The organism is Streptomyces sp. CMB-StM0423, assembly GCF_002847285.1.
In the GTDB taxonomy this organism is placed as follows: domain Bacteria; phylum Actinomycetota; class Actinomycetes; order Streptomycetales; family Streptomycetaceae; genus Streptomyces.
Genome location: NZ_CP025407.1, coordinates 1,976,864 through 1,988,969 on the forward strand (window position 1 = coordinate 1,976,864; position 12,106 = coordinate 1,988,969).

General features: G+C 73.7%; 11 protein-coding genes and 1 pseudogene. 1 reads left to right on the top strand and 11 read right to left on the bottom strand.

What is annotated here, in order from left to right; genetic code table 11:
* Positions 1-13: 13 nt before the first annotated feature.
* On the bottom strand, positions 14-1,069 hold the full coding sequence (gene rpsB / locus CXR04_RS08225) for a 30S ribosomal protein S2 (protein ID WP_101421206.1): 1,056 nt from the start codon (positions 1,067-1,069) through the stop codon (positions 14-16).
* Positions 1,070-1,963: 894 nt separating this feature from the next.
* On the opposite strand from rpsB, the gene CXR04_RS08230 reads away from it, so the two are divergent.
* Complete coding sequence (locus tag CXR04_RS08230) at positions 1,964-2,428, top strand: murein hydrolase activator EnvC family protein (protein ID WP_442802363.1); 465 nt, start codon at positions 1,964-1,966, stop codon at positions 2,426-2,428.
* A 22-nt stretch (positions 2,429-2,450) separates the two neighbouring features.
* Here CXR04_RS08230 and CXR04_RS08235 read toward each other — a convergent pair whose 3' ends face one another.
* The 10 genes and pseudogenes from CXR04_RS08235 to lepB (CXR04_RS08280) all read right to left on the bottom strand — a co-directional run bounded on the left by CXR04_RS08235 (position 2,451) and on the right by lepB (CXR04_RS08280) (position 12,080).
* A complete protein-coding gene (locus CXR04_RS08235; RefSeq protein WP_101421208.1) occupies positions 2,451-3,005 on the bottom strand; it encodes a TetR/AcrR family transcriptional regulator in 555 nt (184 codons plus the stop codon).
* Positions 3,006-3,056: 51 nt separating this feature from the next.
* Positions 3,057-3,866, bottom strand: a complete 810-nt coding sequence (whiG, locus tag CXR04_RS08240; protein WP_101421209.1) for an RNA polymerase sigma factor WhiG — start codon at positions 3,864-3,866, stop codon at positions 3,057-3,059.
* A 320-nt stretch (positions 3,867-4,186) separates the two neighbouring features.
* A complete protein-coding gene (gene dprA, locus CXR04_RS08245; protein WP_234380115.1) occupies positions 4,187-5,434 on the bottom strand; it encodes a DNA-processing protein DprA in 1,248 nt (415 codons plus the stop codon).
* A gap of 269 nt (positions 5,435-5,703) precedes the next feature.
* On the bottom strand, positions 5,704-7,326 hold the full coding sequence (locus CXR04_RS08250) for a YifB family Mg chelatase-like AAA ATPase (protein ID WP_101421211.1): 1,623 nt from the start codon (positions 7,324-7,326) through the stop codon (positions 5,704-5,706).
* On the bottom strand, positions 7,326-7,688 hold the full coding sequence (locus CXR04_RS08255; protein ID WP_101421212.1) for a YraN family protein: 363 nt from the start codon (positions 7,686-7,688) through the stop codon (positions 7,326-7,328). The genes CXR04_RS08250 and CXR04_RS08255 overlap by 1 nt, the downstream gene beginning before the upstream one ends.
* A 118-nt stretch (positions 7,689-7,806) precedes the next feature.
* A complete protein-coding gene (locus tag CXR04_RS08260) occupies positions 7,807-8,124 on the bottom strand; it encodes a DUF2469 domain-containing protein (RefSeq protein WP_101421213.1) in 318 nt (105 codons plus the stop codon).
* Positions 8,121-8,846, bottom strand: coding sequence for a signal peptidase I (gene lepB / locus CXR04_RS08265; RefSeq protein ID WP_101421214.1), 726 nt, complete (start codon positions 8,844-8,846; stop codon positions 8,121-8,123). The genes CXR04_RS08260 and lepB (CXR04_RS08265) overlap by 4 nt, the downstream gene beginning before the upstream one ends.
* A gap of 264 nt (positions 8,847-9,110) precedes the next feature.
* A complete protein-coding gene (gene lepB, locus CXR04_RS35675; RefSeq protein WP_442802364.1) occupies positions 9,111-10,211 on the bottom strand; it encodes a signal peptidase I in 1,101 nt (366 codons plus the stop codon).
* A pseudogene (gene lepB, locus CXR04_RS35680) lies at positions 10,138-11,110 on the bottom strand (signal peptidase I); the annotation flags it as partial. The pseudogene lepB (CXR04_RS35680) and the gene lepB (CXR04_RS35675), both read right to left, overlap by 74 nt.
* Before the next feature lie 247 nt (positions 11,111-11,357).
* On the bottom strand, positions 11,358-12,080 hold the full coding sequence (lepB, locus tag CXR04_RS08280) for a signal peptidase I (RefSeq protein ID WP_101421216.1): 723 nt from the start codon (positions 12,078-12,080) through the stop codon (positions 11,358-11,360).
* Positions 12,081-12,106 lie beyond the last annotated feature (26 nt).

The window sequence follows — 12,106 nt, forward strand, 5'->3', positions numbered from 1 at the left end:
TGGGATCGGCGGATCAGACCTGCGGGGCGTCACCGGCGGGCTGCGCGCCCTCGGCGGCCTCGGTGGACTCTGCAGCCTCAACGGCCTGCTCGGCCGCCGGGACGGGGGTCTCGACGGCCTGCTCGGCGGCCGGGGCAGGGGTCTCGACGGCCTGCTCGGCGGCCGGGGCAGGGGTCTCGTCGGCCTGCTCGGCGTCGGCGACCTTGGCGGTCTCGGCGGAGGTCTGCACCTCGGCCTCGGCGGCCACCTCGTCCGTCTTCTCGGCCGGGGTGGCCGGCGCGGTCTTGCCGTCCTTCTCGCCGGCGAGCAGGTCGCGCTCCCACTCGGCGAGCGGCTCGGCGACGGCCTTGACGGCCTTCTCGTCACCGGTGGCGGCACCGGAGCGGGCGATCAGACCCTCGGCGACGGCGTCGGCGATGACGCGGGTCAGCAGCGTGACGGAGCGGATCGCGTCGTCGTTGCCCGGGATCTTGTAGTCGACCTCGTCGGGGTCGCAGTTGGTGTCGAGGATCGCGACGACCGGGATGCGCAGCTTGCGCGCCTCGCCGACGGCGATGTGCTCCTTCTTCGTGTCCACGATCCAGACGGCGCTCGGCACCTTCTGCATGTCGCGGATGCCGCCGAGGGTCTTCTCCAGCTTGGCCTTCTCGCGGGAGAGGACGAGCAGTTCCTTCTTGGTGAGGCCGGAGGCGGCCACGTCCTCGAAGTCGATGGCCTCAAGCTCCTTGAGGCGCTGCAGCCGCTTGTGGACGGTGGAGAAGTTGGTGAGCATGCCGCCCAGCCAGCGCTGGTTCACGTACGGCATGCCGACCCGGGTGGCCTGCTCGGCGATGGCTTCCTGGGCCTGCTTCTTCGTGCCCACGAACATGATGGTGCCGCCGTGCGCGACGGTCTCCTTCACGAACTCGTAGGCGCGGTCGATGTACGACAGCGACTGCAGGAGGTCGATGATGTAGATGCCGTTGCGCTCGGTGAAGATGAAGCGCTTCATCTTCGGGTTCCAACGGCGGGTCTGGTGCCCGAAGTGGACGCCGCTTTCCAGCAGCTCCCGCATCGTGACGACGGCCATAGCCGTACTCCTCGTGTGTCTCGGTTGTGCGCGGCAGCCGGCCGGCCGCCGCTCCTGACGCCCCTGCGCGTCGCGCCTCCGGCGGGAGCCGGAAGACCGAGTGACGCGGCCACCTTCAGGCAGGTGGCGGGGCGTGCGAAGTCGACCCGGATAGCCGGGTCGCCACCAGAAGTGTACGGGACGGCATCACCCGCCTGCGCCACGGAGCCCGGTCCCCCGGGCGGGTCTCCGGGCCGTCCCCGGCCCCGGGTTGTCCACAACCGGCCGGTTATCCACAGAATCCGTCCATGATCCCCGAGCGCCCCGGCCCTCGGCCAGACTCCCCCCATGAACGGACGACGCGAACGCCGCGCGGCCTGCGAACGGAACGGGGCGGCTGCCGTCACGCGCCGGAGGGCGGACGCGAGAGGAGGCGCGACGGGAGACGCGGCCGGTACGGCGCGGCCGGGCGTGCGGACGGTGACGGGGGCGCGGGCGCGCAAGGCGGCGAGGCCGACGCCCGCAACGGGGCGCCCGAGGGGCGGGGAGGGACGGCCGGCACCCGCGGCGGGGTGGCCGACCTGCGCGGCGGGGCAGCAGGCGCCCGCGGCGTGGCGGCCGGCACCCGCGGCGACGTGCGCCTCGGGGCGGCCCGCCGGCGCCCCCCAGCGCCGGCGGGGGCGCGTGCCGCGGTGGCCGCTCGCCGTCGGGCTCGCCGTGGCCCTGACGGCGGGCGCCTGGCCCGCGCCCCCGTTCACGGCGACCAACACGGTGGAGGAGGCGGGTGGGGAGGGGGCGGGGCGGGGGGAACGGGGGATACGGGATGCGACTGCGCCCGGCGGGCGGTCCCCCGGTCCGGGGCCGGCGGTGCCGTCGGCGGCGCCGAATCCGTCGACACCCCCCGGGGTGGACGCGGTGTGGCCGGTTGACGCGGGGCCGCGGGGGCGGCCGGTGGTGGAGCGGGCGTTCGAGGCGCCGCGTTCGCCGTACGGCCCGGGCCATCGCGGTGTCGATCTGCGGGCCGCGGCGGGGCAGCCGGTGCGGGCCGCGGCGGCGGGGAGGGTGTCGTTCGCGGGGCGGGTGGCGGGGCGCGGGGTGGTGACCGTCGACCATCCGGGCATGGGCCGCCCGCCGCTGCGCACGACGTACGAGCCGGTGGTCGCCGCCGTACGCAAGGGCGAACGGGTCGGAAAAGGGCAGGTCATCGGGCACCTGCAGGGCGGCGGCTACCACTGCGCGACGGCCTGTCTGCACTGGGGGCTGCGCCGCGGCCCGGTCTATCTCGATCCGCTGTCGCTGCTGCCGCCCCGCCTGCTCACCGCGGGCCATGCCCGGCTGCTGCCGGTGTTCGGCATCCCGCCGCCGTCCGGCGGTGACTGACGCCGGGCCGGTGGCGGCGACGTCAGCGTGCGGCGCCGTGCAGGGCTACGGCGACGGCCGTGTCGGCGACGGTCTCCGGTGCGTCGGTGCCGAGTTCGGTGCGGCGGACGGCCGCGTCGACGACCCCCTGGAGCAGGGTGGCGGCGAGGCGGGGTTCGTCGTGGCCGAGGTCCGCCAGGGCCGCGACGACCATGGTGACGAGCCCGCCGTGCGCGGCGCGGATCTTCTCCCGTGCCCCGGCGTCGAGTTCACCTGCGGAGATGGCGACGACGGCCCGGTGGCGGCGGTCGCCGACCAGCGCGAGCTGAGTGCGTACGTACGCCTCGACCTTCGCCTCCGGGGTGTCGGCGTGCTCCATGGCCGCCTCCACCTCGGCTGCCCAGCGCGGGAAGTCGACGGCGCACAGTTCCTCGACCACGGCGGCCCGGCTGCGGAAGTACTCGTACACCGACGAGCGGGCGAGGCCGGTGCGCTCGGCGAGCGCGGCGAAGTTCAGCGCTTCGGTGCCGCCTTCGCCGAGGAGTTCCCGCGCGGCGTCGAGCAGCGCGTCGTGCTGCATGGTCCGGTGCTCGGCCACGGAGGCCGCTCGAATCTTCGGCACGGTCCAACTTTAGACCGCGGAGGCCGTTCAGCCGCTTGAGTCGGCCAGCTTCGCGCGCAACTGCAGGACGGACTTGGTGTGGATCTGGCTGACTCTGCTCTCGGTGACGCCGAGCACCTGGCCGATCTCGGCGAGCGTGAGGCCCTCGTAGTAGTAGAGGGTGACGACGGTCTTCTCCCGGTCGGGCAGGGTGTTCACGGCGCGGGCGAGCAGCCGGCGCAGCTCGCGGTCCTCGGCGACCTCGACGGGGTTGTCGGCGGCGGTGTCCTCAAGGGTGTCCATGAGGCTGAGCCGGTCGCCGTTGTCGGAGCTGACGTGCAGCAGTTCTTCGAGGGCGACGACGTTGGCGAGGGAAAGCTGGCTGAAAACCCCGTGCAGTTCTTCGAGCTGGATGCCCATCTCGGCGGCGACCTCGGCTTCCGAGGGGGTGCGGCGGAGGGCGGCTTCGAGGGTGGCGTAGGCGCGTTCGACGGCGCGGGCCTTCTGCCGTACGGAGCGGGGGATCCAGTCCAGCGCCCGGAGTTCGTCGATCATCGCGCCGCGGATGCGGGTGATGGCGTACGTCTCGAACTTGATGGCGCGCTCGGGGTCGAACTTCTCGATGGCGTCGATGAGCCCGAAGACTCCGGAGGAGACGAAGTCGGCCTGTTCCACGTTGGACGGCAGGCCGACGCTGACGCGTCCCGCGACGTACTTCACGAGGGGCGAGTAGTGCAGGATGAGCTGCTCGCGCAGCCGGCCGTCGCGCGTCTCCTTGTACGACCGCCACAGCTCGTCGACCGACGAGGGTGCTGTGCGTGATGCGGCACGGTCGGACCCGGAGATGTGCTGGGGCATGCGTCGTCGCCTTGAACCGTTCTGGTGGGGGACTGGGTTCGGTGGGGGCTGCGGGGGGAGCGAGCGGGTGTGGGGAGGGTGCGGAGCGGGGGGGGGTGAAGCGGTGGGGAACGCGGGAACGTTCCGCGAGCGTAGCGTGACCGTACGGTCGCATTCTGCGACAGACGGCTCTTCATGAGTACGCAGATTCGTTCCGCGCACCGCACCTGCGGGTTATCAGGAGGTCACAGCGGGGGGACGGCCGCTGCGGCACCGGGTGGGGGTCGGTTTGCATCTCCCCCACCCTTTCACCCGAACGTCCCAGGTCAAGGAACGGCTCGTCACCTTTTGGGGTGCTCACTGGAGGGCGGGGCAAGCCGCCAGCCGGTGCCGTCGCGGCGGACGAATCCGAGTGACTGCAGCTCATGAAGCCTGCCCAAGGCTTCGTCGCGCTCTGTGCCTGCCTCTTGTGCGATCTGTTCCAGCCGTGCCGTACCCCGACCGGGGAGGGCTTCGAGCACTCGTGCGGTGGCGGGCGGGAGCAGATCGCGTGGTACGACGGGGCCGCGGCGGACCGGGGCGAGGTCGGCGCCGATGCAGCCGACCAGCTCGACGACTTCGGCGGCCTCGGTGACGAGTTCTGCCTCGCCGCGCAGCAGCTCGTGCACGCCTGAGGAGAGCCCGGAGGTCACCGGGCCGGGTACGCCCATCGTCGGGCGGCCGAGGCGCTGGGCCCAGCGGGCGGTGACGAGGGAGCCGCTGCGGCGCTCGGCTTCGACGACGACGGTGCCGCGGGTGAGGGCCGCCATGACGCGGTTGCGCAGGAGGAATCGCGACCGGGTGGGATGGTCGCCGGGGGCGAGTTCGGCGACGATGAGACCCTGCTCGGCGACGCGGCCGAGGAGCTCGCTGTGGCCGGGCGGGTAGACCCGGTCGACGCCGCAGGCCAGTACGCCGACGGTGGCTCCGGTGGCGGCGAGCGCGCCGCGGTGGGCGGCGGCGTCGATGCCGTAGGCGGAGCCGGAGACGACGGTCCATCCGGCGTGGGCGAGGCCGGCGGCGAGGGTCGCGGCGACGTGGGCGCCGTACTCGGTGCAGGCGCGGGCGCCGACGACGGCGACGGACTTGAGCGCCCACAGCCGCAGGTCGGCGCGGCCTCGGACCCAGAGGCCGACGGGCCGGGCGGCGGCGAGGTCGTCGAGCTGCCGGGGCCATTCGGGGTCGCCGGGGCAGACGAACCGCGCCCCGACGGCTTCGGCGGCGGCGAGGTCCCGCCGGGCGTCGGGTCCGCCGAGCCGCCGCCGGTAGCGGACCAGCCGGGTTTCGGCCTCCGGTGAGGGCGGCGGGGCGTCGCCGGTGACCCAGCGCATGAGCGCCACGGCCCCGTGCGTACGCAGCCACCTTCCGGCGACCTCGTCTCCGGGTTCGACGAGCCGCGTCAGCGCCACCCGCGCCAACCGCTCCGCGTCACGGTCCGCGGGCTCGGCGCGAGCCGCCTCCGGCGCGGGCCACCTCCCCTGGCGGCTGCGGGCCGCCGGCCGGGCGCCGGAGTCGCTGCCGCGCCGGGGCCATGCGGCCGGGGTGCGCATGGCGCCCAGTGCAGGACCCGCGACCGGGCCGGACGGCCTGTCCGGCGGGCTCTGCCCCTCTGCCGGGGGCACCGGCACAGCAGGCGGCGGGTATCCCCCGCCCGGCGCCGGATGGGTCACCGGCCCCGCCCATGGCCCGGCCGGCGTCCCGGCCCACGGGCCCGTCTGCGGCGCGCTCGCCGCCCCGCTCCGCGCCCCGCTCTGCCGCCCGCCGGACAGGCCGCCAGGCAGCCCGCTGCGCGGCTTCCAGGCGGGCTTCTCGGTCGTGTTCATTCGACGGGCTCCGTCGTTGCCTGGGTACGGGCGCCCCGGGGCACCCCCGTGCGGAGTTCCAGGGCCGCCGCGACGTCCTCGGGCCCCGGGCGGTCGTGGTCCGCGAGGTCGGCGATGGTCCAGGCGACGCGGAGGACGCGGTCGAGGCCACGGGCGGTGAGCAGGCCGCGTTCGAGGTCGCGTTCCGCCGGGGCGAGGACGCCGGGGGCAGGGTGCCACCGGCGGCGCAGCTCGTGGCCGGGGACTTCGCCGTTGGTGCGCCAGGCGGTGCCGGCGTAGCGCGCGGCGGCGCGGTCGCGGGCGGCCAGGACCCGGGCGGCGGCGTCGGCGGTGGGCTCGGCGCGTTCGCCGGCGGCCGACAGCTCGGCGCGGCTGACGGCGTCGACGGCGACCCGGAGGTCGACGCGGTCGAGGAGCGGGCCGGTGAGCCGGCCCTGGTAGCGCCGGACGGCCGTGGGCGGGCATTCGCAGCCGCCCTCCTGGCGGGCGAAGCGACCGCAGGGGCAGGGGTTGGCGGCGAGGACCATGAGGAAGCGGGCGGGGAACTGGACGACACCCGCGGACCGGGCCACGACGACGTGCCCGGACTCCAGTGGCTGTCTGAGGGCGTCGAGGATCCGGCCGCTGAATTCGGGCGCTTCATCCAGGAAGAGCACTCCTCGGTGCGCGAGGGAGACTGCTCCCGGCTTGGGCAGCGCGTTGCCGCCGCCGATGAGGGCGGGCAGGGTCGCGGAGTGGTGCGGGGCGGCGTAGGGGGCTTCGCCGACGAGCGGCTGGCCCGCGGGCAGGGTGCCGGCCACCGACTGGATGGCGGTCACTTCGAGCGCTTCGGTCTCGGTCAGGGGCGGCAGCAGCCCGGGCAGCCGCTCGGCGAGCATCGTCTTGCCCGCTCCCGGGGGGCCTTTCAGGTACAGGTGGTGGCCGCCCGCGGCGGCGACTTCGAGGGCGAAGCGGGCCCGGTGCTGCCCTGCGACGTCGGCGAGGTCGGGGCGGTACGCGCCGGGGCCGAGGGCCGCCGGGGTGCACCAGCCGGCTCCGGGCACGGCGAGGCGGGCGGACGGTACGGCGGGGGCGCTGTCGGGGTCGGCGGGTTCGTCGGGGGGCGGTTCGTCGTTGAGGATGGCGATGAGCTGGCGCAGGCTGCGCACGCCGAGGACGGAGACGTCGGGGACGAGGGTGGCCTCGCCCGCGGCGGCTTCGGGGACGACGACCTGGCGGCAGCCGGCCTCCGCGGCGGCGAGCACGGCGGGCAGCACGCCGGGGACGGGCCGGACGCGGCCGTCGAGGCTCAGCTCGCCGACCATGACGAGCCCGGTGAGGGCGTCGGGCGCGATACGCCCGGCGGCGCCGAGGGTGGCGCAGGCGATGCCGAGGTCGAATCCGCTGCCGGATTTGGGTACCGCGGCGGGGCTGAGGCCGACGGTGAGCTTCTTCTGCGGCCAGTCGACGCCGGAGTTGACGACGGCGGCGCGCACCCGGTCGCGGCTTTCCGTGAGGCTCTTGTCGGGCAGCCCGACCAGCGTGAACGTGGCGACGCCGGGCTCCAGGTCGGCCTGGATCTCGACGACGACGCCTTCGACTCCGACGAGGGCGACCGAGCACGTACGGGCGAAGGCCATCAGGCGGCCCCCCGTACGTGCTCGACGACGGGGGCGCCGCGGTCCGGCAGCACCACGCCGACGACGTCGATCCGCATGCCGCCCGGCGGGGCGCCGCCGTGCCGCAGGGCCCAGGCTTCGGCGAGCCGCCGCAGCCGGTCCGCCTTGGCCGGCGGGACGCCGGCCATCGGATGCTCCCAGCCGCCTTCCCGTCTGGTCTTGACCTCGCAGACGACGAGCGCCTCGCCGTCGAGCGCGACGATGTCGATCTCGCCGTCGCTGCATCTCCAGTTCCGCGCCAGGACGGTCATTCCCGCCTGGACGAGCTGCCGCTCCGCGATCCGTTCCCCGTACTGTCCGAGCGCCTGCCGCTGCTTCGGCATCGGGCACCACCTCCCGCGTCCGACTGTGTCGTGCCGCGGGAAAAGTTGTTGATCTTGGTGGATAACCGACGGGTTGTGGACAACTCCCTCACCCATGAGGGTGACGGAGGAGGGGAACTCAGCCGAGGTCGTCGGAGGGCATCTCCAGGTCGGACTTGCTCAGCTCCTCGATGTTCACATCCTTGAACGTGAGCACCCGCACCTGCTTGACGAAGCGGGCCGGCCGGTACATGTCCCAGACCCAGGCGTCCGCCATGGACACCTCGAAGAACACCTCACCCTGGACCGAGTGGACCTGCATCTCGTAGTCGTTGGTGAGGTAGAAACGCCGCTCGGTCTCGATCACGTATTTGAACAGACCGACGACGTCGCGGTACTCCCGGTAGAGCTTCAGCTCCATCTCGGTCTCGTACTTCTCGAGGTCCTCGGCGCTCATGGCACGTTCCCCTTCCGCCTGTGCGTGACCCCATTGTGCGTCGCCCGGGCGCGACGGGCCCGGGCATAGCCGGAAACCGGCCCGTAGACGGCCCCGCCCATGATCAGCGCCGCCCCGGCGACGACCGCCAGCAGCAGCGGCCGCAGCGGCCCGGGCTCGGAGATCCCGCCGGGCAGCGCGGCGAAGCCGTCCGGGCGCTCCAGCATGCCCGCGCTGCCCAGCGGCCACGCCGTCGCGTCGACCCGGCTCCTGACGGCGTCGCGGGGTATGGCTCCGCCGCCCGATTCGGCCAGATGGCTGCGGGAGTCGACGGAGTCGCCGCGGTGGTCGCCGAGCAGGAAGATCATTCCCTCCGGCACGGTGGTCGCGGGGAAGCTCTCCTGAGCCGCCCGCTCACTCTCCGTGACGTACGGCTCCGCGACCGGCACGTCGCCGATCGTCAGCCGCCCCTGCGCGTCACAGCAGCGGACCGTGTCCCCGCCGACCGCGACGACCCGCTTGACCATCGGCAGGTCGCCCCACGCCGCGTCCTCGAAGACCACGACGTCACCACGGCGCACCTCGTCGCCCGAGATCCGCTCGGCCAGCACCCGGTCGCCGGAGGCGACGGCGGGCGCCATGGAGGACGTCGGCACGGTGTACGGCACGTACACCGCGGCGCTCCAGGCGAAGCCGCCGAGGAACAGCACGCACCCGACCGCCACGGCCAGGCCCGACAGCATGTTTCCCCTGCGACCGGCTCCGCTGCTGCTCATGGCCGCACACTACCCAGAGGTCCGGCAGGCAGTCAGCCCGCTCGGTGAACCACCGTGATCAGCGACGCCCGGTCCCGCCACGGCATCGGCCCGGGCCCGTAAAACCGCAGGTCAGGCTGGTCGCGTACGCTACGAAGCCACCGCCGCCCCGGCGATCACGTCACCCGGACGGCCCCGTGCCCCCGCGCACCCTGGCCAAGCAGCCAAGCCAGGACCCGGCCCAGTCCCGCCTCAGTCGCTCAGGTCCGCCTTGCGGATCAGCCGGCACCGCCGCCACAGCACCAGCGGCACCGCCCCCACCAGCCCCAGCGCCGCCGGCGCGGCGCCCGCGGCGGCGTTCAGCCCCGGCTGGTCGAAGGTTCCGGGCACCGGCAGCGTGCCCCAGCGGTCGATCGGCCAGGCCCGCGCGATGGCCCGCCCGACGACCAGGTCCTCGTCGACGAAGCCCTTGTCAGGGGACTTCTCGTGGTAACGGGAGTCCAGCGAGTCCTGCCGGTGGTCGCCCATCACCCACAGCTTGCCCTCCGGCACCTTCAACGGCCCGAAGTCGTTGTCCTCGCAGGGGGTGTCGCCGGGGAAGATGTACGAAGTCTCGTCCAGCGCCTTGCCGTTGACCTTCACCGGGCCGACGCCCTTGCACTCCACGGTGTCTCCGCCGACCGCGATGACGCGCTTGATGAGGTCCTGCTCCTCCGCGGAGGGCATGAGGCCGATGAAGCTCAGCCCCTTCTGGATGCCTTCGAGCACCGGCCCGGAGTCCGACGACGGCGCCTCGTTCAGCCAGCCGCCCGGGTCGTTGAAGACGACGACCTCGCCGCGCTCCGGCTCGGCGCCGAACCACGGCGTGAGCTTGTCCACCAGCACGCGGTCGCCGACCTGCAGCGTGTTCTGCATGGAGTTGGAGGGGATGGAGAACGCCTGGACCAGGAAGGTCTTGATGATCAGCGCGAGCACCAGCGCGACGAGGATGAGGATCGGCAGTTCCTTCCAGAAGGAACGCTGCTTCTTCCCGCCCGCGTCGGGCGCGCGGCCGCCGTCTGCGTCGTCCCCCCCGCTGCTGCTGCCGCCACTGCCGTCCCCGCCGTCGCTCATCGCTCCCGCTTCCGTCGCCGCAGGGCCGCCGGGAGCGTCGGGCCCGGCGTCCTGCGGGACACCGTCCTTGGCGAGTGAGGGTCGGGGGGCGCGGTCCCGGTAGGTGTCCGCCGGGCCGTCGGCCGCCTGCTCCGGAGGGCCGCCAGGAGGGCCGGCAGCCGGCTGCTGCGCGCGGCCCTGACCGGGCCGGTCTTCCGGACCCTCGTGACCGGACCGGGCGCTGACTGCCACGTCCCCCACATCCACTCCTCACCTTGCCGCTGCCTGCCCCTGGTCAGGTGCAGGCCCACCACTCCCATAACGAGCGAGAGTTCCGCAGGAGTCGGGAGGGGCTCCATTCGGCCCACTTCTTTCGAGGACACCCTATTCGCCCGCGCGTCCGACTCCGGAACCGAGGCATAGGTGTCCGGTGAGTCGAATTTGTCCCAGTGGCCGAGCGGCCAGGCGATGGCCATGGCCCTGCCGACGACGTCCTCTTCCGAGATCGTCCCCTGGTACGGACCGTCCAGGTGGTAGCGCGAGTCGGCGGAGTTGGAGCGGTGGTCGCCCATGACGAAGATCCGGCCGTCCGGCACGGTGACGTCGAAGGTCCGCTGCGACGGCTTGTCCCCGGGGTGCAGGTACGACTCCACCAGCGCGGTGCCGTTGACCGTGACCCGCCCGCCGTCGTCGCAGCAGACCACCCGGTCGCCGCCGACCGCCACGACCCGCTTGATCAGATCCTGCTCGTGCTCCGAGGGCAGCAGCCCGATGAACGTCAGCACGTCCTTGACCTGCGCGACGCCCACCGGGTCGTCGAGCCGGTCCTCCTCCCGGTTGCTGAGCCAGCCGCCGGGGTCCTTGAAGACGACGATGTCGCCGCGCTCCGGCTTCGCGCCGAACCAGGGCGTGAGCTTGTCCACGACGACCCGGTCGCCGATCCGGATCGTCTGCTCCATGGATCCGGAGGGGATGACGAACGCCTGCAGCAGGAAGGTCTTGACGCCCAGCGCGATGAGCATGGCCGCGCCGATGATGAGCGGGATCTCCTTTATCCGCGAGCGGGTCCTGCGCCGCCGCGCCCGCTGGGCCGCCTTGCGGCGCTCGGCGCGCCCGCCGAGGCGCGGCCCCGTCTCGCCGCCGCGCCTGCGCGCGCCGCTCTCCGGCTCGTACGGATCGTCGCCGCCCGAGCCGTACGGGCCGTCACTCTGCCCGCCGTCCTGTCCGTACGGGTCCTCGCGGTGCCCGCCGCCCGCGCCGTACGGGCCGTCGCCGTGCCCGCCACTCGGGCCGTACGGATCCCCGCCGCCCCCGCGCCCGTACGGATCCCCGCCCCCGTACCCGCCACCGCCGCCCCGCGCACCGCGCCGGTCCTCCTGGCCGCCGCCGCCCGCGTGACGCGCGTGGCTACCCCCCATATCCCGGCCGCCCCAGCGAGCCGGCCCGGTCCGGCGGCCACCCCCGCCAGTCCGCCCTGCCGATCACCTTGTCCACCGAGATGGTGCCGCCCCCCGGCGACCCGAGGTGGTCGCGGGAGTCGCGGGAGTCGCTGCGGTGGTCGCCCATGACCCACAGCCGGCCGGGCGGCACGATGACGTCGAACTCGACCAGCGACGGGGCGTCGCCCGGATACAGGTACTCCCGCTCGTCGAGCGGCTTTCCGTTCACCTTCACCCTCCCCCGTGCGTCGCAGCAGATCACCCGGTCCCCGCCGACACCGATGACGCGCTTGACGTAGTCGGTGCCTTCGGGCTCCGCAAGCCCGGTGGCCGCGCCGGCCTTGCGCAGCAGGCCCGGCACCGCACCCCCGCCGTCACCGGCGGCGGCGAAGGTCCCGGAGCCGTCGAAGACGACAACGTCCCCGCGCTTCGGTTCGTCCCCGAACGCGTAAGCGAGCTTGTTGACCAATACCCGGTCGCCGGGCTGGAGAACCGGCTCCATGGAACTGCTCGGCACCAGGAACGGCTGCACGACGAAGGCGCTGACGAGCAGCCCGAGGACGGTGAAGGTGGCCGCGAGCGCGACGGCCCAGCGCAGCAGACGGACAAAAGAGGAGCGCGAGGACGCCTCCCGCCCGGACTCCGGGGAGGAGGAGTCGTCGCGCTCCTCGGGCCGCAGCTCAGTGTCCATCGCAGCGAAGCCTAATATGGCCGTTC

Bases quoted from the DNA above. Each gene is read 5' to 3' on its own strand.
- whiG (WP_101421209.1), bottom strand. From the start codon at position 3,866: ATGCCCCAGCACATCTCCGGGTCCGACCGTGCCGCATCACGCACAGCA.
- CXR04_RS08260 (WP_101421213.1), bottom strand. From the start codon at position 8,124: ATGAGCGCCGAGGACCTCGAGAAGTACGAGACCGAGATGGAGCTGAAG.
- rpsB (WP_101421206.1), bottom strand. From the start codon at position 1,069: ATGGCCGTCGTCACGATGCGGGAGCTGCTGGAAAGCGGCGTCCACTTC.
- lepB (WP_101421216.1), bottom strand. From the start codon at position 12,080: ATGGACACTGAGCTGCGGCCCGAGGAGCGCGACGACTCCTCCTCCCCG.
- CXR04_RS08250 (WP_101421211.1), bottom strand. From the start codon at position 7,326: ATGGCCTTCGCCCGTACGTGCTCGGTCGCCCTCGTCGGAGTCGAAGGC.
- CXR04_RS08255 (WP_101421212.1), bottom strand. From the start codon at position 7,688: ATGCCGAAGCAGCGGCAGGCGCTCGGACAGTACGGGGAACGGATCGCG.
- dprA (WP_234380115.1), bottom strand. From the start codon at position 5,434: ATGCGCACCCCGGCCGCATGGCCCCGGCGCGGCAGCGACTCCGGCGCC.
- lepB (WP_101421214.1), bottom strand. From the start codon at position 8,846: ATGCTGTCGGGCCTGGCCGTGGCGGTCGGGTGCGTGCTGTTCCTCGGC.